This window comes from Saccharothrix mutabilis subsp. mutabilis (assembly GCF_039521145.1).
GTDB classification, from domain to species: Bacteria; Actinomycetota; Actinomycetes; order Mycobacteriales; family Pseudonocardiaceae; genus Actinosynnema; species Actinosynnema mutabilis.
Genome location: NZ_BAAABU010000018.1, coordinates 44,852 through 65,811, shown reverse-complemented (window position 1 = coordinate 65,811; position 20,960 = coordinate 44,852). Strand labels below are relative to the sequence as shown.

General features: G+C 73.2%; 21 protein-coding genes and 1 pseudogene. 14 read left to right on the top strand and 8 right to left on the bottom strand.

Features of this window, described 5'->3' with window-relative positions:
• Positions 1-33: 33 nt before the first annotated feature.
• Positions 34-483 carry a universal stress protein gene (locus ABD126_RS28940; protein ID WP_343937138.1) on the bottom strand — a complete coding sequence of 150 codons (450 nt, stop codon included), beginning with the start codon at positions 481-483 and terminating at the stop codon, positions 34-36.
• A gap of 244 nt (positions 484-727) precedes the next feature.
• Between ABD126_RS28940 and ABD126_RS28935 the strand changes: the two genes are divergently transcribed.
• Both ABD126_RS28935 and ABD126_RS28930 read left to right on the top strand, forming a co-directional pair.
• A complete protein-coding gene (locus ABD126_RS28935) occupies positions 728-1,279 on the top strand; it encodes a hypothetical protein (protein WP_343937137.1) in 552 nt (183 codons plus the stop codon).
• 144 nt (positions 1,280-1,423) lie between these two features.
• Positions 1,424-2,020, top strand: a complete 597-nt coding sequence (locus ABD126_RS28930; RefSeq protein ID WP_343937136.1) for a DoxX family protein — start codon at positions 1,424-1,426, stop codon at positions 2,018-2,020.
• 109 nt (positions 2,021-2,129) lie between these two features.
• On the opposite strand, the gene ABD126_RS28925 is transcribed toward ABD126_RS28930, so the two are convergent.
• A complete protein-coding gene (locus ABD126_RS28925) occupies positions 2,130-2,366 on the bottom strand; it encodes a cellulose binding domain-containing protein (RefSeq protein WP_343937135.1) in 237 nt (78 codons plus the stop codon).
• A 648-nt stretch (positions 2,367-3,014) separates the two neighbouring features.
• Here ABD126_RS28925 and ABD126_RS28920 point away from each other — a divergent pair.
• The 6 genes and pseudogenes from ABD126_RS28920 to ABD126_RS28895 form a co-directional block, all read left to right on the top strand.
• Positions 3,015-3,860: pseudogene (locus ABD126_RS28920) on the top strand (glycoside hydrolase family 5 protein); the annotation flags it as partial.
• Positions 3,840-4,340: a cellulose binding domain-containing protein gene (locus ABD126_RS28915; protein WP_343937216.1), complete on the top strand. Its 501-nt coding sequence runs from the start codon at positions 3,840-3,842 to the stop codon at positions 4,338-4,340. The pseudogene ABD126_RS28920 and the gene ABD126_RS28915, both read left to right, overlap by 21 nt.
• 19 nt (positions 4,341-4,359) lie before the next feature.
• Positions 4,360-6,102 carry a cellulose binding domain-containing protein gene (locus tag ABD126_RS28910; protein ID WP_343937134.1) on the top strand — a complete coding sequence of 581 codons (1,743 nt, stop codon included), beginning with the start codon at positions 4,360-4,362 and terminating at the stop codon, positions 6,100-6,102.
• 491 nt (positions 6,103-6,593) lie between these two features.
• Positions 6,594-8,471: a S8 family serine peptidase gene (locus ABD126_RS28905; RefSeq protein WP_343937133.1), complete on the top strand. Its 1,878-nt coding sequence runs from the start codon at positions 6,594-6,596 to the stop codon at positions 8,469-8,471.
• Positions 8,472-8,615: 144 nt separating this feature from the next.
• Positions 8,616-10,004 (top strand): helix-turn-helix domain-containing protein, encoded by a 1,389-nt coding sequence (locus ABD126_RS28900; RefSeq protein ID WP_343937132.1) that lies wholly within the window; start codon positions 8,616-8,618, stop codon positions 10,002-10,004.
• A 68-nt stretch (positions 10,005-10,072) separates the two neighbouring features.
• Positions 10,073-10,579, top strand: coding sequence for a DUF6448 family protein (locus tag ABD126_RS28895; RefSeq protein ID WP_343937131.1), 507 nt, complete (start codon positions 10,073-10,075; stop codon positions 10,577-10,579).
• A gap of 266 nt (positions 10,580-10,845) precedes the next feature.
• Here ABD126_RS28895 and ABD126_RS28890 read toward each other — a convergent pair whose 3' ends face one another.
• The 3 genes from ABD126_RS28890 to ABD126_RS28880 form a co-directional block, all read right to left on the bottom strand.
• A complete protein-coding gene (locus ABD126_RS28890) occupies positions 10,846-11,763 on the bottom strand; it encodes a universal stress protein (RefSeq protein WP_343937130.1) in 918 nt (305 codons plus the stop codon).
• 120 nt (positions 11,764-11,883) lie between these two features.
• A complete protein-coding gene (locus tag ABD126_RS28885) occupies positions 11,884-12,315 on the bottom strand; it encodes an OsmC family protein (RefSeq protein WP_343937129.1) in 432 nt (143 codons plus the stop codon).
• Between the two features lie 563 nt (positions 12,316-12,878).
• Positions 12,879-13,313, bottom strand: coding sequence for a nitroreductase family deazaflavin-dependent oxidoreductase (locus tag ABD126_RS28880; protein ID WP_343937128.1), 435 nt, complete (start codon positions 13,311-13,313; stop codon positions 12,879-12,881).
• Between the two features lie 202 nt (positions 13,314-13,515).
• Between ABD126_RS28880 and ABD126_RS28875 the strand changes: the two genes are divergently transcribed.
• On the top strand, positions 13,516-14,067 hold the full coding sequence (locus tag ABD126_RS28875; protein ID WP_343937127.1) for an ATP-binding cassette domain-containing protein: 552 nt from the start codon (positions 13,516-13,518) through the stop codon (positions 14,065-14,067).
• Position 14,068: 1 nt separating this feature from the next.
• Entirely contained in the window at positions 14,069-15,010 is a 942-nt protein-coding gene (locus ABD126_RS28870) for a squalene cyclase (RefSeq protein ID WP_343937126.1), read from the top strand.
• Here ABD126_RS28870 and ABD126_RS28865 read toward each other — a convergent pair.
• Positions 15,005-15,862 carry a PASTA domain-containing protein gene (locus tag ABD126_RS28865; RefSeq protein WP_343937125.1) on the bottom strand — a complete coding sequence of 286 codons (858 nt, stop codon included), beginning with the start codon at positions 15,860-15,862 and terminating at the stop codon, positions 15,005-15,007. The genes ABD126_RS28870 and ABD126_RS28865 overlap by 6 nt on opposite strands.
• A gap of 280 nt (positions 15,863-16,142) precedes the next feature.
• Here ABD126_RS28865 and ABD126_RS28860 point away from each other — a divergent pair, with 280 nt between their 5' ends.
• A complete protein-coding gene (locus ABD126_RS28860) occupies positions 16,143-17,024 on the top strand; it encodes a pyridoxamine 5'-phosphate oxidase family protein (protein ID WP_343937124.1) in 882 nt (293 codons plus the stop codon).
• Complete coding sequence (locus tag ABD126_RS28855; RefSeq protein WP_343937123.1) at positions 17,021-17,692, top strand: DUF998 domain-containing protein; 672 nt, start codon at positions 17,021-17,023, stop codon at positions 17,690-17,692. Before ABD126_RS28860 ends, ABD126_RS28855 begins: the two co-directional genes overlap by 4 nt.
• 96 nt (positions 17,693-17,788) lie before the next feature.
• Here ABD126_RS28855 and ABD126_RS28850 read toward each other — a convergent pair whose 3' ends face one another.
• Complete coding sequence (locus ABD126_RS28850) at positions 17,789-18,763, bottom strand: DUF3048 domain-containing protein (protein WP_343937122.1); 975 nt, start codon at positions 18,761-18,763, stop codon at positions 17,789-17,791.
• Positions 18,764-18,972: 209 nt separating this feature from the next.
• On the opposite strand from ABD126_RS28850, the gene ABD126_RS28845 reads away from it, so the two are divergent.
• Positions 18,973-19,341, top strand: a complete 369-nt coding sequence (locus ABD126_RS28845; RefSeq protein ID WP_343937121.1) for a sporulation protein — start codon at positions 18,973-18,975, stop codon at positions 19,339-19,341.
• A 35-nt stretch (positions 19,342-19,376) separates the two neighbouring features.
• Here the strand turns inward: ABD126_RS28845 and ABD126_RS28840 are convergent, their stop codons facing one another.
• Entirely contained in the window at positions 19,377-20,120 is a 744-nt protein-coding gene (locus ABD126_RS28840) for an STAS domain-containing protein (protein ID WP_343937120.1), read from the bottom strand.
• Positions 20,121-20,279: 159 nt separating this feature from the next.
• Here ABD126_RS28840 and ABD126_RS28835 point away from each other — a divergent pair, with 159 nt between their 5' ends.
• Positions 20,280-20,759, top strand: a complete 480-nt coding sequence (locus ABD126_RS28835; protein WP_343937119.1) for a GyrI-like domain-containing protein — start codon at positions 20,280-20,282, stop codon at positions 20,757-20,759.
• Positions 20,760-20,960 lie beyond the last annotated feature (201 nt).

The following is a 20,960-nucleotide window of genomic DNA, read 5'->3' as shown; positions in this document are numbered from 1 at the left end:
CCCGTCACGCGCCGACCAGGACCGGTCGCCCGCTCAGGACTCCACCCCGTCCCGCGGCTCCCGCAGCACCACGACCGGGCACTTCGCGTGGTGCACGCAGTACGAGCCGACCGACCCCAGCAACGCCTCGCGGACCGGCCCCGCGCCCCGGCTGCCCACGACGAGCAGCGCGGCGTGCTCGGACGCCTTCACCAGGACGTCCCGCGCGTCGCCCTCCACCAGCGCCGCGCGGACCTCGACACCGGTGTCGACCTCGCCGACCACCTCGTCCAGCACGGCCTGGTGCCCTTCCCGGAGCACGCCGTGGTCCACCACGGCGGCCACGCCGGCCGCCCCCGGGCCGATCACGAACGGGTACTCCACGTGCCACGCGTGGATCACCTCGACGGCACACCCACGCCGTTCGGCGTCCTCCACGGCCCACCGCAACGCGGCGCGGCTCGCCGGCGACCCGTCCACACCCACGACGACGGTCTTGTCCATCTGTCCTCCTCGGTTCGACTGCACCCAGCGTCGCGGCGCGGCCCGCCCGCGATCAGTGGCACCGGTCCCGAGGAGCCCGGGACCTTCGACTCGCGACGACGCATCCACGACCGGCGGACGACGGTCGCCTTCGGCAACCCGGCCGGCGGACGACCATGCCCGATCAGGCGCACGTGTTACCCGACAGGCTGATTCGACCCGTCCCAGCCAGTACGGGCCGTCCACTGTGGTCACCATCGTGCGCATGAGAACAAGGAGATTCGCCGGTCTCACCGGCGGACTGGCGCTGATCGCCCTCGTCGCCGCGCACGGCATCGGCGTCGCCAACGCCACCGACCGCCCCGAGCCGCCCGGGGTGATCACCGCCTGGGCCGACCCCGTCGACGAGGTGAAGGGCGAGCCGCCCAAGCCCACCACGACGACCGGCAGCACGTCATCCACCACGACCACGACGACCGACAACACGACGACCACCACCACGCCGACCGACAACACGACGACGACCACCGACACGACCACGACGACCGGCACCACGGGCACGACGTCGGACACCACCACGACGACCCCGGCGACCACCACCACGTCGTCCGAGAACACCACCACGTCGACGGAGAGCACCAGGCGCTTCCCGCCGCTGGGCTTCTCCAGGGAGCGCGAGCACCCGCCCGGCGGTCCTCACAGGACCGCCGCGCTGGCGAACACCGGCTTCACCCCCGGAACGCTCCTCCTGGTCGGCGGACTGCTGCTGATCGCGGGCACCGCCCTGCTGACGCTCTCCGCCCGCCGCCGCACCTGAACCACGGGCCCATGCGGCGGGGGCCGACAACGGTCCCGCCGAACGCGCCGAACGTCCCGCCCAAGACACGACCTTCGCCCGTCTCGCGCGCGCCGGCCAGGCCGGAGGATCGAGGTGCAGGGAAAACCGGAGGAGATGACCGCAATGACCTCGATCGCCCACTCACGCAAGACCACCCACATCGGTGGTGAGCGGGTCGCGGCGGCCACGACGGCGGCACGTGCCGACGTCGGGGCCATCGCGCTCGCGGTCCTGAGGATCACGACGGGGTTCGTGTTCCTCTGGGCGTTCCTCGACAAGACCTTCGGGTTCGGCTACGCCACCCGGGAAACCGGTGCGTGGATCAACGGCGGGTCGCCCACCAAGGGCTTCCTGAGCCGGGTCGCGGTCGGCCCCTTCGAATCGGCCTTCCACACCTGGGCCGGGACGTGGTGGGCGGACTGGCTGTTCATGATCGGCCTGCTGGCCATCGGCGTCGCGGTGATCGCGGGCATCGGCCTGCGCGTCGCGGCGGTCTCCGGGACGCTGATGATGCTGCTCATGTGGGCGGCGGAATGGCCGCCGGCGCAGTTCACCTCGGCCGGTGAGCCGACCATGTCGACCAACCCGATCGTCGACTACCACGTCATCTACGCCGTCGCGCTGATCGCGCTCGCCTTCGCCGGCGCCGGCGCCACCTGGGGCCTGGGCCGCTGGTGGGCCGGGTTGCCGATGGTCCGCGACCACGCCTGGCTGCGGTGACGTCACCTCGGAGCGGGCGGCCACAGCGCCGCCCGCTCCGCCATGCGCGACCAGGCCACCGCCGGCCGGTCGGGGCGGATCGGCCCGCCCCCGACCGGTGCGCCGCGGATCAGCCGGTGCAGCGCGTGCCGTTGAGGGTGAAGCCCGCCAGGTCGCGGCCCAGCCCTGGGTCACGCGCTGGGTCGTGGAGGGAGTCCCACGCCAGTTGCCAGCCGTTGATCGCCGCCGCGCCGGTGTTGGTGACGGTGACCTGCGCGGTGAAGCCGCTGCGGGGCCGACCGCGACGCTGGTGTCGGTCGGGTCGGTGCGCGGGGTTGGGGACCACGACTGGGAGCGCTCCCAGCATCTATCAACCAACGCCGGCCGGCGATTGGCGTCAGCGCCGGATTCACTTCGATTCGGACTCAAGGGTCATGGCCGCACACTTTTGACGGACATTTGCCGCGCTTCCGACTAGGCGAAACACAACTTTCGCGGATCTTACGCAAGATTTTTGAAAGGCAACGAAATTCACTCGGGAGAGCCAGCGGTGTTCACATCGGCGAATCGTTCCGAATGGGCCGGCAACCGTCGACCGACACACGCGAACCGGATCGATCGGAACCGTACAGCGGATTCCGAGGCGACAGCGGAAGTGGACTCGACCGGGCGACCGGGCGGGCACCGCTGGACGGCGACCACCCCACGGCGACCACCCCACGCGCCGCACCCCGGCGCACGGGAGGCGGCATGATGGCAACTTTAGCGCTTAAGTTCAAGCCGCCGAATAGGTGGCCGATCGCGGGACAACACCATTCGAAGGTTCCTTTGATACAGCAACTGAACCATTTCTGACCAGCTCAAACAGGGTTCGCACATTAGCGAAGCGATTCGACGGCACATGCTCAGAGTAAACTTGACCGCTTAAGGTGAATGGGATTACCTTCAGCGCGTCGGACGTTTTCACGCATGTGAAACGCCTCGCCCCGTCAACGTCGACACCTGTGAGGAAGCCATGTTCGGACGACGTGCGCTGCTCGCGGCCACGCTGGCGCTCACGGCGGTCATGCCGCTGGTGCAAGCGCCGGCCGCCGCGGCGGCCACCGGATTCACGGTCGCCAACGGAAGGGTCCTGGACGCCAACGGCAACGACTTCGTGCTGCGCGGCGTCAACCACGCCCACACCTGGTACGCCCACACCACCCCGCAGGCGCTCAAGGACATCAAGGCGCTCGGCGCGAACTCCGTCCGCGTGGTGCTCGGCTCGGGTGACCGGTGGGCGCGCAACGACGCCACCGACGTCGGCAACGTGGTCGCGCAGTGCAAGGCCAACAAGCTGATCTGCGTGCTGGAGGTGCACGACACCACCGGCTACGGCGAGGACGGCGCGGCCACGAGCCTCTCGCGCGCCGCGCAGTACTGGCTGAGCATCAAAAGCGCGCTCGTCGGCCAGGAGAAGTACGTCATGGTCAACATCGGCAACGAGCCGTACGGCAACTCGAATTACGGCAACTGGACGCGCGACACGGTGGACGCCATCCGCACCCTGCGCTCGGGCGGCTTGACCCACACGCTCGTGGTGGACGCCCCCAATTGGGGCCAGGACTGGTCGAACACCATGCGCGCCAACGCCTCCACGGTGTTCAACGCCGACGTCCAGCGCAACACCGTCTTCTCCGTCCACATGTACGGCGTCTAAGACACGGCGTCCGAAGTGGACTCCTACCTGAGCGCGTTCGTCAACGCCAGGCTCCCGATCATCGTCGGCGAGTTCGGCCACGACCACTCCGACGGCAACCCGGACGAGAACGCCATCATGGCCATCACCCGCCGCCTCGGCCTGGGCTACCTCGGCTGGTCGTGGAGCGGCAACGGCGGTGGCGTCGAGTACCTCGACCTGGTCAACGGCTTCAACGGCTCCAGCCTCACCCCGTGGGGGCAGCGCTTCTTCAACGGGACCGACGGCGTCAAGGCCACCGCCCGCGAGGCGAGCGTCTACGGCGGGAGCACCCCGCCCCCCGCCGACACCACGTGCGCCGTCACCTACCGCGTCACCAACCAGTGGACCGGCGGCTTCCAGGGCGAGGTGACCGTGCGCAACACCGGCACGAGCGCGCTCACCGGCTGGACCCTGGAGTGGACCTTCGCCAACGGCGAACGCGTCACTCAGGTCTGGAACGCCGTCGGCGCGCAGAACGGCAACCTCGTCACCGCCCGCAACGAGAGCTGGAACGCCACCCTCGCGCCCGGCGCCGCGGTCACGCCCGGCTTCACGGCCACGGGCACCCCCGGGACCCCGACCGCCTTCACCCTCAACGGCTCGACCTGCGCCAGGTCCTGACCCACCCCAGGAGAAGACCATGACACACCGAGCACGACGCACCGCCGCGCTCCTGGTCGGGGCGGTGACCACCCTGCTGGCCGCGGGACTGGCCGCGGTCCCCGCCACCCTCGCCACCGGAGCACCGTGCGAGGTCCGGTACCGCGTCACCACCGAGTGGGGCGGCGGCTCGACGACCGAGGTCACCGTCACCAACAACGGGTCCACCGCGGTCGACGGCTGGGCGCTGGGCTGGAGCTTCCCGGCCGACCAGCGCGTCACCGACGCCTGGAACGCCACGCTCACCCAGGCCGGCGCGGCGGTGACCGCCGTCAACGTCGCCTACAACCGCACCATCCCGGCCGGCGGCTCGACCTCGTTCGGGTTCAACGCCACGCACAGCGGCGGCAACACCACGCCGACGGCGTTCACGCTCAACGGGACGCCCTGCGGCGGCACCTCCCCCACCACCACGACCACCTCTCCCACCACCACGACCACCACGCCACCGCCGGTCGCCGAGAACCTCGCCCTCGGCAAGCCCGCCACGGCTTCTTCCGCCGAGAGCACGGCCCTCGCCGCCGCCCAGGCCGTGGACGGCGACCCCGGCACGCGCTGGGGCAGCGCCTACAGCGACCCGCAGTGGCTCCAGGTGGACCTCGGCGCGGTCCATCCGATCGCCCAGGTCACGCTGCGCTGGGAAGCCGCCTACGCCAGGGCGTTCACCGTGCAGGCGTCCGCCGACGGCACGACGTGGACCACGCTGCACTCGACCACCACCGGCGCGGGCGGCACCCAGGAACTCGGCGTCACCGGCAGCGGGCGCTACGTCCGCGTCACCGGCACCACGCGCTACAACACCGCGTGGGGGTACTCCCTGTACGAGCTGGAGGTCTACCGCACCCCGCCACCACCCGGCCCCGGACCGTCGTGCGGGCAGGCCCCGGCCGACGCGGGCGCGAACTCCAAGGCGCGCAACCTGCTGTGCTACCTCAGGACCCACTCCTACATCAGCGGGCAGACCGACGTGCCCGACGCCGAACGCGTCCAGTCGATGACCGGCCGGTACCCGGCGATCGTCGCGTTCGACTTCATGGAGTACACCCGCGGTTCGGTGCAGACCCAGTCGGTGATCGACTGGTTCCGGGCGCGCAAGGGCATCGTCACCTTCCAGTGGCACTGGTACTGCCCGCGCGGCGGCAACTACGCCGCGCCGTGCGACTTCGTGCCCGACCTGACCAACCCGTCGTCCAAGCTGCGCCAGGACGTCGAACTCGTGGTGCGGGAGCTGAAGAAGCTGGGCGACGCCGGCATCCCGGTGCTGTTCCGGCCGCTGCACGAGAGCAACAACAACTACATGTGGTGGACCAAGAAGGGGCCCGACGCCTACAAGCAGTTGTGGCGGCTGGTCTTCGACCGCGCCCAGGCCGCCGGGGTGGACAACGTGCTGTGGGTGTTCAACGGCATGGCGAGCGGCCAGAGCACGCCGCTGTCGACGTGGTACCCGGGTGACGCCTACGCCGACCTGGTGACGTCGGACTACTTCCAGAGCAGCTCCGACTTCACGACCGCCAAGGCGGTCGGGAACGGCAAGACCGTCGCCGTCGCCGAGACCTTCAGCCCGCTCGACCCGTCGAGCGAGCCGCCGTGGAGCTACTCCGTCGTCTGGGCGTCGCGCGACTGGGCGGCCAGCGGCAAGGACGTGCCCGCCCTGTGGCGACGCGCCATGGCCGACCCGCGCACCATCTCGATCGACCAACTGCCCGACATCACCGCCTGGTGACGCTTTCGCGAGGGCCCCGGTGGACCGCCTGGTCCGCCGGGGCTCTCGCACGTTCGGACCGACCCGTCGGCCCGCGTCCCGACGGACCGCGGCGCGGAGCGTCGAGGGCTTTGCCGCCGATGTGACGAATCGACCCGCGGCCATCACCTACCGTGCACGCCGGTCGGCCGTTGATCACTTGGGGTGACGGGCACGGGTGTCGTGTGCCGGTTGTTTGCGGCTTGTGGTCGGTCCGTTGTCGGCCGGGGAGGGCGCTGCGACGGTTCTGTCCACACGTGCCGGGTCCCCTGTGCCCGGCCATCGTCGGCGAGGGCGGGCACATGCGAACGCTGGGTTCGGTCTGCGCCGCGCTGACGCTGGAGGCCGCCTGCGCCCTCGGCTACGGCGACCCCTGCTCTCGCAACACGTCCGACGCGCCCGCTTCCCCTGCCCTGGGGCGCGTCGGAGGCACCCCCTCCCCTGGGCGGGTCCGAGTGAGGAGAACCCGGAAGATGCGCAACAACATCCAGCGCCGCGGCTGCGGCTACGGCTACGGCAGAGCGCGGCGCGCGGCGTACGCAGCCGCCGTCGTGGCGACCGCCGCCGTCTTACCCCTGGTGTCGGTGACCGTGTCGGCGGCGGCGACCGGTGAGATCCGGTCGGCGGGAGGAGCCACCGCGATCGCGGACTCCTACGTCGTCGTGTTCGACCACTCCGACGTGCCCGCCGCGGGCGTCGCGGCGACGGCGGCCGGGCTGGCCGGGGAGTTCGGCGGAACCGTGACCCACACCTACCGCGACGCGTTGCGGGGCTTCGCGGTGCGGATGCCGGAGGCGGCGGCGCGGCGGCTGGCGGCGCACCCGTCGGTGGCCTACGTCGAACAGGACCACACCGCGCGGCTCGCCGGCACCCAGTCGCCCACCGCGTCGTGGGGGCTGGACCGGGTCGACCAGCGGGCCCTGCCGCTGGACAACTCCTACACCTACCCGAACGACGGCGCCGGGGTGCGGGCCTACGTCCTCGACACCGGGGTGCGCACCACCCACACCGACTTCGGCGGCCGGGCCGTGCACGGGCGCGACACCGTGGACGACGACAACGACAGCACCGACTGCCACGGCCACGGCACGCACGTGGCCGGCACGGTCGGCGGAACCTCCCACGGCATCGCCAAGGGCGCCACGATCGTCGCCGTCCGCATCATGAACTGCTCGGGCACGGGCTCGTGGAGCGACATCATCGCGGGCATCGACTGGGTGGCGGCCGACCACGACCCCGGCGAGCCGGCGGTGGCCAACATGAGCATCGGCGGCGGCAAGCACCAGGCGCTCAACGACGCGGTCGCCGCGGCGATCCGCGACGGGGTCACCTTCGCGGTGGCCGCGGGCAACGACAACGCCGACGCCTGCGGCACCTCGCCGGCGAGCACGCCGGAGGCGATCACCACCGGCGCCACGGACCGGACCGACCGGCGGGCGTCGTTCTCCAACCACGGCGGCTGCCTGGACCTGTTCGCGCCGGGTGTGGGGATCACCTCGGCCTGGCACACCGGCGACGACGCCACCTACACCGCCGGCGGCACCTCGATGGCATCCCCGCACGTGGCCGGGGTGGCCGTGCTGATCACGGCGGCGAACCCGTCGTCCACGCCGCAGCAGGTGCGGGACAGGATGATCGCCGACGCCACCTCCGGCGTGGTCACCGACCCGCGCACCGGGTCGCCCAACCACCTGCTGCACGTCGCCGACGGGACGCCCGCGGAGGACGACTTCTCGGTGTCGGTGTCGCCGTCGGCGGGCGCGACCGACCCGGGCGGCGAGCTGACCGCGACCGTCTCCACCAAGACCGTCGCCGGGCAGCCCCAGAAGGTGGCCCTCTCGGCGAAGGGCCTGCCCGACGGCGTGACCGCCGCGTTCGAGCCGGGATCGGTGTCCTCCGACGAGTCGTCGACGCTGACCGTCTCCACCTCGGCCGCCACCCCGGCGGGCACCTACCCGATCACGATCACCGGCGCGGGCGTCGAGGTGTCGCGCTCGGCCACGTTCACCCTCACCGTCAACGGCACCACCCCGCCCGGTGACTGCACCGACCTGGCCAACACCAGGACCGGGACGCTGGCCTCGGGCGGCGGCGCCTACCAGCCCGACGGCGCGTGGCTCCTCGTGCGGACCTCCGGTCGGCACGAGGCGTGCCTGGACGGCCCGCAGGGCGCGAACTTCGACCTGTTCCTGCTGAAGTGGAACGGCAGCGCCTGGGCGACGGTGGCCCGCTCCACCACGACCGGCGCGCGGGAAGCGCTGACCTACGACGGGACGGCGGGCTACTACCGGTACCGGATCGCCTCGGTCAGCGGCTCCGGCGCCTACACCCTCGGCTACACCACCCCCTGATCCCCGCCACGCGGGGCAACCGGCGGGCGGGTCCGGTCGACCCCCAGTGACCCGGCCCGCCCGCCGGCCGTCCCCGGCCCCGCTGGTCGCACGCGCGGAGGTCGGGCACACTCACAGCGCCCCTCGCGGAGGACAGGAGATCCCGTGGCCGACCGATCGCGGGCCGACCCCACCGTCCGAGCGGACTTCGGCGCGACGCTCAGGCGCCGGCGCAAGCTGGCGGGCCTGTCGCAGAAAGACCTGGCCGCGCGGCTGGGCTACCACCACAGCGTCATCAGCCGCTGGGAGAGCGGACACCGCCGACCCGACCTCGACCTGGTCCGCCGCGTGGACGCCGTCCTCGCCGCCGGCGGGGAACTGGTCGAAGCGCTCGCGCACACCGCGGACCCCGACACCCACGCGGCCGACCTCGTGGGCATCGGCCCGCACGCGCCCCTGCCCGGCGGTCTCGCCGTCTCCGGGGACCGGCAGGCCGCCTGGGTCCCCATCGGGTGGCCCGCCCGGTTGCCGCACTTCGGCATGTCCTGCCCGCTGCACGGAGCGGACGGTTGCCACATCCCGTCGTCGGAGGACGCGGCCGTGCTGTACGAGGCCTTCGTCGCCGATCCCGGTGCGCACACCGACGAGGACACCGTCCACGTCCTCACCGCCCGGCTGGCCGTTTACACCCGGATCACCGAGGAACACGGCGAGGTGGGCGTCGACACCGCCGTGGAACACGTGCTCCACCTGATCGCCTCGGCGTTGACGTCCCACCCCGGCCCGAACCGGCGAGCGCTGCTCCACCTGGCGGCGACCCACGCCGCGTTCGCCGGACAACTGCGCACGTTGCGCGGCCGGCACGGCGCGGCGATGGCCCTCTACGGCAAGGGGCTGCACTGGGCGATGCTCTGCGGCGACATCGGCCTGCGCGCCGCCCTGATGTGCGACATGAGCACCCTGGCCCGTCTGGAACACGACGCCACCAGCGCCGTGACCTACGCCGAAGCCCTGCCCGCCATCGCACCCGACCGCACGTGGACCCGCGCCCTGTCCCACCTCTACACCGCGAGGGCCCACGCCATCTCCGGGGACGCCCTGTCCACCACCCGCGACGCCGCCGCGGCCCGCCACCACCTCGACCGGCTGACCGAGGACGACGGGCACGAGGCGTCCTGGCTCGCCGGCGTCCACGGCCACGTCCTCGTCGAGTCGGGGCTCGCGGCGGCGTTCCGCGACATCGCCGCGGCCACCGCCGACCACCGCCTCGCCCACGCCGCCACCACCGCCACCGAACACTGCCTGGCCCACGTCCCCGCCCAACTCCGACCGGCCACCGTCCTGCTCACCCTGCGCCTGGCCGACTGCTACGCCTGCGCCGGGCAACCCGAAGCCGCCACCGCGATCGCCTCCCCGGTGCTCGGCGAAGCCCGCGCGATGCCCTGGGCCACCGTCGCCCACGAACTGCGGGGCCTGCGCACCCGACTCGCCGCCCGCTGGCCGAACCTGCCCCCGGTCAGGGAGATGCTCGACCACCACCAGGGATGGCAGTGACCTTCGCCCCTGGTCCGGAGGCGGCGTGGCCGCTCAGGCTGGACGCAGGAGCGGAGAGGAGGTGCGCGATGCCACCGCATTGCGATTCCCTGGACGGACCGGTCGTCGTCGCCGCGCGACGCGCCCTGCGGGAGAACGATGTCGACCTCGTGGCCCCGTACGTGCACGCCGACGGCGAGCAGGAGCTGCGGCAGGCGTTCGAACTGGCGAGCAAGGCGCGGGTGGCCGGCGCGGACGCCCGCCAGGTGGCCGACCGCTGGTTCTTCGAGACCGCGGTACGCCTGCACCGCGCGGGTGAGGGGGCGTCGTTCACCGGGCTGAAACCCGCGGGCCTCGATGTGGGGCCGGTGATCCCGGTGGCGGAGCACTCCGTCGAGTCCGGTTCGCCGGACGAACTCGTCGACCTGCTGTGCCGGATCGTCGGCGAGCAGGCCGGACGCCGGCACGCGCGGGCGATGCGGCTCAAGGAGAACGCCACCCAGGACCTACCGGCCGCCCGTGAGTACGTGAACGCCCTGCTGGGCCTTCAGGTGTGGGCGCACGGCATCTACAAGCAGGCAGTGGCGGGCGGCTGAACCGGTCGTGCCGGATGTGCACCGGGCCGCCGGACGCCGCGACGTCCCCGGTCCGCGCCCGGCCCGCGCCCCGCACCCCGCGCCGCGCCCGGCCCGCGCCCCGCGCGACCGGCGACCGCCGGCTCGGCACCCTGCTGTTCGACCTGCTCACGCGGGCCGAGGTGCGCGTGGCGGACGTGGTACTGCGCGCCGCGTGCGCGTGGGACCTCGTCGACCGCTTGGTGAGCCACGTGCGAACCGCACCCCGCCTGCGGCATCGCACCACCTCAGCGCACGTGTCCCGGCCCGGAAGTGCGGTGTGGTCGGTCGTGCGGCCGGACCACCGCGAGCGGGCAGGGCGCGTGGCGCACCAGGGTCCTCGCCGTCGAGCCGAGCAGCAGCCCGGTGAAGCCCTCGTGGCCGTGGCTGCCGACCACCAGCAACCGCGCCCCTTCGCCGAGCCGCACCAGCAACCGCGCGGCGTTGTCCCGCCGCACGACCCGGTCGACGTGCACGTCGGGGAACTTCTCCTGCCAGCCGGCGAGTCGCTGCGCGAGCAGCCTCCGCTCGTCCTCCTCCACCTCGGTCCAGTCGGTGGCGATCCGCCTGTCGTGGTAGCCCGGATCGACCATGAAGTCCTGCCACGACATCACCGCGGTGAGCGGCGCGCCGCGGATCGACGCGGCCTCGAACGCGAACGCCACCGCCGCCTCGCTCACCGGCGAGCCGTCCACACCGACCACCACGGGACCGTCCGGTGCGGGAGCGTCCCGCACGACGACGAGCGGGCACCTGCCGTGCGAGGCCAGTGCGAGCGCGGTGGAACCGACGAGCAGGCCCCCGACACCGCTCAGGCCCCGCGAGCCGAGCACCACCAGCCGGGCCCGCCCCGACTCGTCGACCAGCAGCGGCACGGGACCGGTGACCGCGAGGCGGGTGGTGACGGCGATGTCCCGCGCGACGGCGCGTGCGGCGTCCCGCGCCTGCCGCAGCCACTTGTGGCCTTGCGCCCGCAACGCCCGGTCGAGGTCTTCGCCGACGCTTGCGAAGGCGCTGCGGCTCACGATCGGCGGCATGCACGCGTGCACCAAGCGCAGCGGCGCACGGTGGCGCAGGCATTCGTCGGCCGCCCACGCGACGGCTTCGAGCGCCGAGGCCGAGCCGTCGACGCCCACCACTACCGGTGCTCCAGGTTCCTTGTCCACAGACCGAACGTCCTCCTCGCCGGTCCACCGGTGAAGAGCAGAATTGCCCGTCCGGTGAGGTCTTTCGTCAGGTCGGCGCCGATGTGCTCGCGCCGGTGCCGCACGCGCGGCCGGGAGGGGTCAGGAGGAGCCATCGCCCAGTCGCACCTCGATTTCGAGGGGCCGGCGGAGGGTGTTGTGGACGGTGCAGTGCTCGACGACCGCCAGCAGCGCCTGCCGTCGCCGTGGTGGCAGGCCCGCGGGCGGGGTGACCACGATCCGCACCCCGGCCACCCGCGGGGGTGGTGTGGTGGCCATCCGGTAGTCGGCGACGATGGACAGGCCCTGCCGTCCGAACCCGTGCCGGTCGAGGTAGCGGCCGGCGTAGAAGGCGGCGCACGCGGCCATCGACCCGACGAACAGCTCCACCGGGCTGGGCGCGCGGTCGAGTCCGCCGGCGGCGACCGGCTGGTCGACGTGGACTTCGTGGTCGCGCATGCGCACCACGTACTCCTCGCCGCGGACGTGCCGGACTTCGACGCGTGCGGTGTCCACGTCCACTGCGGTGGTCATGTGTGCCTCCTCGCTGGGTCGGTCGGGTCCCGACGCGCCGGCCCGGCCGCGTGATCGGACCGCCGGTCTTCGTCGTGCCCGTCCGAGCTTTCCCGAGCGCGTCCGGGGCCGGTCAGTCACCGTGGTCTCGCGCGTGCGGGACCTTCGACCCTGGTGAGCCCTCTTCCCCGGATCCGACTCTCGGAGAGGTGGAGGCCGGGAGGCCGGGCGTCGCGGTTCGCCCGCCCCTTGGTGGAGGAGGCGGTGGGTGCTCGGGGTGCTGATGCCGTGGTCGGCCGGATGGTGCGGGAGCACTCCGCGTTGGCGTCCCGAGTTCCGCGTCTGCGCTCGCCGATGAGTCGGATGACGTTGCAGGTGGCGGTGGACTCGTTGGTGCTGTACCGCTCCCTTCCCGCCGAGATGGACCGCACCGCCGGGCTGGAACTCGTCTCCGGGTTCGTGTCGCGGTGGATGGACGGCCAGGTCGACTCCGCCGTCGTGCGGTGGGTCTACCGGCACCGGGTGCCGCACATGCTGCTGCGGCGGTTCCGGTTCGTTCCGGCGCGCATCCACAGTGGACGCGTTCAGGGTGTCTGGGCCTCGATGGCCACCATCAGGTACTGCTCGATCTTGAACAGCCGCCACACCCTCCGGCGCGCGGGTGCCAGCAGTGGCAACGCCGTGGCCGCGTCGACCACGCGCGGCGCGACCACCTGGTAGTGCTCGCCCTTCACGTCCAGGGTGGCGCGGCCGGTGGCCTGGACGTTGCGCAGCCAGTCCACGCCGGTCCCGTACGGCAGCGGGATGACGAACCGGCCGTCCACGCGCACCGCGACCACGGGCGTGGCGTACTCGCGGCCCGTGCGGCGGCCGACGTGCCGGATGGCCGCTGCGTACCAGTGCCTGCGGCCGGCCAGCGACAGCATCAACGGGTTCAAGAAGCGCCGGTTGAACGCGCGCACCCGGTCCCTGGCCGAGCGCCGCCCGGCTGTCGTCGGGCCCTGGTTCTTCGTGGTCATCGCTTCCCTCCTCGGGTTCGTCGGGGCTCCGCTACCAACGCTCCTCCGGTCATCGCCGGGCCGGCAGAGCAGAAGGTCACCAACGGCCCGTGCGATCCGGCGCGCCCGGACCCGGAGGCGGGTCGGACAGGGGCGGAGGTCACGGGTGCCGGGCGTCGGAGGGCCCTGTCGGGAGCGGGCCGCGCCCGCCCACCCTGGGGGAATGGCAGCCGCACTCGTCGTCGAAGGACTGCGCAAGCGCTACGGGCACCTGACGGCGGTGGACGGCGTGGGTTTCGAGGTGGCCGAGGGCGAGATCTTCGGCATCATCGGCCCGAACGGGTCGGGCAAGACCACGACGGCCGAGTGCGCCCAAGGGCCGCGCCGGCCGGATTCGGGGCTGGTGCGGGTGTTCGGGATCGACCCGCACGAGCGGTCCGGCGGATGGCGGGACTGGCGGGCACCCAGTACGCTCGCGTTCGCCGCGGTCGGCGTGTTCCCGGGCGCGGTCCTGCCGACCGCCCGTGCGGCGCAAGGGATCGGCGTGCTGCTGTGGTTCATCATGTTGATGATCTCCGGCGGCGGCCCGCCGCCCGAGGTGCTCAGCTCGACGTTGCGCCGCGTCGGCGACTTCACGCCGTTGCGGCACCCGCGGGTCGCGCTCCAGGACGCGTGGCTGGGGCGCGGGGTCAACTGGGCGGAGACGCTGGTCCTGCTCGCCGTCCTGGTCGGGTGCGCCGGCGCGGCGCTGCCGGCCCTGCGCCGGAGGTCGTGACGTGGACGTCCGGGACTGGCTGATGGCCGGTGATCCGTCGATCCGCTGGCAGGTGCTGCGCGACCTCCGGGGCGCGCCGGAATCGGTGTGGCGGCCCGAACGGGCCCGTGTCGCGGTCGAGGGGTGGGGCGCGCGGCTGCTCGCCCACCGCGACCCGACCGGCCGGTGGACGCCCCGCCTGTACGGGCGGAAGTGGCTCTCGACCACCTACACGCTGTTGACGCTGCGCCAGCTCGGGCTGCCGCCGGACGACGCCCGCGCACGCGAGTCGTCCGCGCTGTTCCTGGAGGAGGCGCTGTGGCACGACGGCGGCATCCGCGTCACCGTCACCCAACCGCGCAGCGAAACGTGCGTGACGGGCTTCGCCCTCGGCCTGCTGTCGTACTTCGGGGTCGAGGACCCGCGTCGTGAACGGCTCCTGGAGTACCTGTTGCGCGAGCAGTTGCCGGACGGCGGATGGAACTGCCTGCGCCACGAGGGCGCGACGCACAGCTCGTTCCACACCACGGCGAACGTGCTCGACGGTCTGCGCGACCACGGCGGCGCGACCGAGGCGGAAGCCCGCGGCCGGGAGTTCCTGTTGGCACACCGCCTCTTCCGGTCGCACCGCACCGGAGCCGTGGTCGACCCGAAGATGCTGCGCCCGACGTTCCCGCCGCGCTGGCGCCACGACGTGCTGCGCGCGTTGGACCACTTCCGCGCCGCCGCGGCGCCCCGGGACCCGCGGTTGGCCGACGCGGTCGAGGTGCTGCGGGCCAAACGCGGACCGGACGGCCGGTGGCCCCTGTGGCAACCGCACCCCGGCGCGGTGTGGTTCGAGATGGAGCGGACCGGCCGGCCGAGCCGCTGGAACACCTTGCGCGCCCTGCGCGTCCTGGAGTGGTTCGACGAGCCGCCGGGCCGGGACTCCGACGCCCGGCGGCTCGACGTGGGCACGTCATGACTTGTAGATGACCAACTCGGCGGTCGTCGCGGTCACCTGCCCGCCGTCGGGCGACGTGGACCGGGTCGGGGCCGGACCGGCGGGCGCGGCCGTCACCTCGATCACGGTCGACTCGTTCACGCACGTCCCCGGGTCGATCCGCTGGTTCACGACCTTCCAGTCGCCCTTGGCTTCCTTGGGCTCCACGTGGAGCTTCAACGACAGGGCGCTCACGGTCTCCCGCGCGTCCTCCACGGTCTTGCCCGTCAGCTCGGGAACTTCCTCCAGGCGCAGGTCGGCCTGTTCCAGCAACGCCCTCCCCCGGATGCTGACCCACAGGTAGACCAGCAGCATCCCGGCCAGCACGCCGAGGACGACGACCGACAGGCCCAGGGCGCCCGCCCAGGGCGCGCCGCCGAGCGGTTCCCGCAACGCCGAGGCGAAGTCCCGGAACGTCGGGACCGCCTGGCCCAGGTTCACCAGCGTGAGGCCGACGACGACCGTCGTCAGCCAGTCCGACACCTTGACCAGGTTGGAGTTGGCCACGTAGCGCGACCCCGTGGACAGCTTCCCGGACGACTCGCCCCCGTCGTCCTTGTCCAGCACCTTCTCGGCGAACCTGCTGCGCGGCAGTCCGAACAGGAACCCCAGGCTCCCGCCGGCGAGCAGGCTGGCGCAGAACAGCAGGAACACGGTCACGCCGATGCCGACGCGCCCGCCGGGCACCCCGGTGGGGAGGCTCAGGGCGAGCGAGACGCTGACCAGGAACACGAGGGCCAGCAGTCCGGCCGCCACCCGGACCACCGTGGTCTGCGTGTGCTCCGCGGCTTGCTGGGCGAGCTGCCTGGCGTCGCGGGTTTCCTTCTCGGACATGGCGGATCTCCTCCCTCTGCGGCGGCGCACCGTCCGCTCATCCGGGTGCACCCAGGGTGATCGCCCCGGTCAGGGCTCGCCACAACCGCAAGGCCCGGCGGTAGGAGGACGAAGGTCCCGTCGCGGTCGGACGACGGCCGCCGCTCCGGGACGTACGTCCCGAAGCGCCTGGTCCGTTCGGCCCTGCGACGGGTTCGCGGTCGAGCGGGACGCTGGACGGGAACCGCGCGCGGGCACGGCGCCACGACCGGCTCGACGTGCCGCAGAGGGAGGAGATCCGGTGATAACCCGTGATGTCGACGCTTCGGCGGTAGCCGACCTGGCCCGTACACCGCCACGGGCGGCGCTGGCCGCGGTGGTGGACGACCGGATCCACCTGGTGCCCGTGGAAGCGGCACTCGAACAGCCGGGGGATCCCGCGACTTCCGCACGCGTCGTGCGGGTGCCCGGTGACGCCCCGGACCTGGCCGGCCGGGACGTGGTGGTCGTCGCCGACGACGGCCCGCAGTGGTTCCGCTTGCGCTCCTTGGCCGTTCGGGGGACGGCGGTCCCGGTCGGTGACGGGACCTACCGGCTGACGCCGAGGCGGGTGGTCGCCTGGGACTACGGCTCGCTCCGGGACGTGCCCGGCGCGGCCCGCCCGCAACCCCCCGCGCCGTTCGGCGGAGACGACGACAGCGCGCTCCCCTTCCGCACGCCGGACCTCGACACGGCACTGTCCACCTCCCGCGTCATGGTGATCGCGACCCGTTCGCGCAAGGGCACGCCTTTCGCCGTGCCGCTGTGGTTCGTCCCGCACCACGGCCGTTTCTACGCGGCGACCGCGGCCTCGTCGTGGACGGTGCGCAACGTCCTCGCCTGCCCGGAGGTGGCCGTCCTGTTCGGCGGCGAGGGCGGGCACGACGGTGACCGGCTGCTCGTGCGGGGACGGGCCCGAGCGGTGCCCGGCATGACGCCGGCTCCGGTGCTCGCGCGCATCGTGTGGCGCTACTTCCTGTCCCCTCGGTTCGCGACGGCGGAGCTGGCGCACGCGCGGCTGTGGAACCTGCGGCGGCGCTACTACACCCAGTCCCGTCCGGCGTACGTCGTCATCACGCCGCTTTCGGCTGTCCACTGCGGTGTTCCGGCGATCGAGTCGAGTTCGGGGGAAGTGTCGTGGTGAGTGAAGCGTTGGGGAGTCGGCGCACGAGCGTGCGGTCGGGTCTGCTGTGGTTGGGCGTTGTGGCCCCGGTGTACTACGCGGTGGTCGACGGCCTGCTCGTGAGCCGGTACGAGGGTTATCGCCTCACCGAGCACACCGTCAGCGAACTGTTCGCGATCGGCGCTCCCACCGCCGCGCTCGCCGTCCCGTTGATGTTGGTCTACAGCGTGATGGCGATCGCCTTCGGTTGCGGTGTCTGGCTGTCGGCAGGCGGCCGGCGTGCGTTGCGAGTGGTCGCCGTGGCGCTGGTCGTCAAGGAAGTCCTCGGGATCGTGGGCACGACGGTCGGCCCGATGCACATGCGCGGGGTGGAGCCGACGTTCACCGACACGCTGCACATCACGGTCACCGCGCTGGGAGCGCTGTGCTACCTGGTCGCGATGGGGTTCGGAGCGGCGGCGTTCGGCCGGGCGTTCCGGTTCTACTCGATCGGCACGATCGCATTGCTGGCGGTGGGCGGGTTCATGGCGGGGAGGGACGCGGGCAACGTGCCGTCCGACCTGCCGACGCCGTGGATGGGGTTGTGGGAGCGCGTGAACATCTACGCGACCATGTCGTGGATCGTGGTGCTGGCGGTGCTGCTGCTGCGTTCGCACCGGAACCCCCGGGATCGCTGGATCCACCGCTGAGCCCGCTTGAGCGGGCTCCCGCCGGCGGACACCGCGCCGATCACTCGCGCCGGCGGACACCGCGCCGGTCACTCGCGCCGGCGGACACCGCGCCGATCACTCGGGCACCAGGAAGACCCACGTCCGTCCGGGCGCCAGGGGCACCTCGGACCCGTCCGCCGCGGCGAACCGCGTGGGCTCGCTCGGCGTGGGGCGCGACCACGTCACGTCGAACGCGGAGCCGTCGCGCAGGACCACCGCGGCCCCCGACCCGATGGTGATCGCCACCGGCGACGGGCTGCCCGCGGTGTCCTCGGCCACCGCGCCCGTCCCGACCGGGACGCGCTGCACCACCACGTTCGCCGCGCTCACCGGTCCCGATTCGGTCGAGGTCATCGGCGATCCGTCGACCGAGACGGCCCACGCCCCGGCCCACGCCAGGTCGAACCCGGTGGCCGGGTAGCGCACCGACCAGGTGGTGACCGGCCGTCCGCCGGGCGGCGCGGGTCCGGTCGTCGGCGCCCGGGTCGGGCCGGCGGCCGGCGCGGGCAGTCGGTCGGGGCGCACGTAGAGGTTGTGCGGTACAGGCCGGCCCGGGTCGCGGAAGAACGCGTCACCGGCCTCCGCCGGCGACGCGCGGACCACCCCGGACTCGGCGAGCAGCGCGACGAGCTCCGGCGCGGAGCCGGAGTGCGCCAGGACGGGCGACCCGTACTGCGCGAGCAGGTCGAGGTCGGTCTCCCGCGCGCTGCGCACCGGCCCCACCACGTCGGGAGGCGTCGAGAACACCAGCACCAGCCTGGTCAAGCCGCCTTCCACCGGCTCCACGAAGACGACGTCCGCCGACCCCGCGCCGGTCTGCGGGCGCGCGGCCGGCGCGTTGTCGACCTTCACGGCCAGCACCCCCGGCAACCTCGGCGCCGACGTGGTCGTAGACGTGGTCGTCGTGCTCGGCGACGTGCTCGACGTGCTCGACGTGCCGACCGCACCCGGTCCACCGCGGTCCCGGGTGATCACCACCGCGGCGACGATCCCCGCGACGACGAGCACACTCGCGCCCACCGCCGCCCCCACCTGCCACTTCGCCCGCACAGCCGACCTCCCGACCTCGGTTCCCGACTGCCACGGTCCGCGCCCCGACGACCACCGACCACGGCCCCACGGCACCACCGCGCCGAGCCCTTGGTCACGACCCGCTCGGGCCAGGGCCCCAAGGCCCCGGCCGCCCGCGGCCCCGCGGCGGGGGAAGGACGGGCCGAAAGGCTCGCCCGCGCCGCGCCCGCCGCGCCTACGGTCGGAAAGTGACCGACGAGCTCGGGAGGTATCCGATGAAGGTGCTGGAACTGGCCGCCGCCGCGCGGGACGCCGTCTCCGTGCGCAGGGTGTACGGGGAGCCCTACGAGAAGGACGGTGTGACCGTGATCCCGGCTGCCGCGGTCAGCGGCGGCGCGGGCGGGGGTAGCGGCACCGACGAGCGCGGTCAGACCGGGGAGGGCGGCGGCATCGGCGTCGGCGGACGGCCGGTGGGCGCCTACGTCATCCGCGGCGGCCAGGTGAGCTGGCGGCCCGCGATCGACGTGAACCGCCTGGTCGGCTCGCTGACGCTGGTGGCGGTCGCGTTCCTGGTGGCCCGGGTCCGCGTCGCGAGGGCCAGGGCGACGCGGAGCTGAACCCCTCGGCGGGGCGTCGAGCGGGCACCGCGGTGTCACGCCAGGACGATCACCGCCCACACCACCTCGTCGCCACCCGGTAGCGGTGTCCGGCCGCAGGCGGTGCCGAGCCGGTGGACCCGGGTCGGCAGCGGTTCGGGTGTCGGCGGGGTGGCGGGGGTGTGGCGCACCGAGATGGTGAGCTGGTCCGGGAAGCGCTCGATCCGAAGCGACGGGGACGGCTCGCCGAAGGCGCGGGCCACCCCGGTCAGTTCGACGGCCAGCAGCACCGCGCGGGGTGTCGCCTCGTGCAGGCCGCCCCACGCCGTGCACGTCCGGCGGGTGAAGTCGCCCGCCCGGTACGGGAGGTCGTCGCCGCTCAGGCGGACCGCGGCCCACTCCCGTTCGGGCGCCCGCGCCGCCAGGGCCTCGGCGACGCTGTCGAAGCAGGGCACGAACCGCCGGAGGTCGGTGCGGCGGAGCATCCGCCGGTGCGGCTCGACCGTGGCGACCACCGCCAGCGGCACGCGCGGCCAGGTGCGGCAGCGTTCCCGCACCAGGCCGAACGTCGCGGCCATCGGGTCGCTGCCCAGCTCGAAGTCCGGTCCGAGCACGACCACCGCCGCCGTCGGCTGCTCGGCCAGGTGCCCGATCAGGCCGTCGCGCAGCACCGCGTACGTGGACAGGTCGAGCCGGCCGATCGGCGAGAGCACCACCGTGCCGCCGTAGTCCGCCGCGCGCAGGGTCAGTCCGTCGCGCACCACCGACCGCGCGGCGGTAGGGCACCTGTCGGGTGTCATTTGTTCCGTCCTAGTGCGCCGGGCGCGCCCTGTCATCGGCCGGTCCCGGGTCGTCGGCGGGTATCACCCGGTTGACGCGTGCGCGCGGCCGGTCGGACCGGTTGTCGTCGGGGCCGCTGGCCACTGCCGGTCGGGGAGGCGCGGGGCCACGCTCACGTCATGCCGTACCAAGTGACACCGATCGAGCTGCCCCGCGTGCTCGTCGCCCGCAAACGGGTGCGCACCGCGGTGCGCAACCTCCCGGCGACCATCGAGGACGGGTTCCGCGCGCTGGCCCGGCACGTCGCCGAGCAGGGCGCGACCCCCGCCGGTCCCCCGCAGGTGGCCTACCCCGGTGATTTCGTCCCGGAGGGCGCGCTGGAGGTCGAGCTGCTGCTGCCCGTGGACCGCCCGGTGCCCCCCGGCGGCGGTGTCGAGACCGCCGAACTGCCGGCGGGCGTGGCGGCGCGGACCTACCACCGCGGCCCGTACGACGCGATCGGGGCGGCCTACGACGCCCTGTTCGAGTGGATCGCCGCCCACGGCCGCCGCCAGACGGGCCCGCCACGGGAGATCTACCTGACCGGCCCGGACGCGACCGACGACCCGGCGACGTACCTGACGGAGATGGTCGTCCCCCTCGACCGCGGGGACCGTTGACCACGCCGCCGGGCCGGGCTGGGCAGGGCTGGCCGGGCTGGGCAGGGCTGGCCGGGCTGGGCAGGGCTGGCCGGGCTGGGCAGGGCTGGCCGGGCTGGGCCGGGCTGGCCGGGCTGGGCCGGGCTGGCCGGGCTGGGCCGGGCTGGCCGGGCTGGGCCGGGCTGGCCGGGCTGGGCCGGGCTGGCCGGGCTGGGCCGGGCT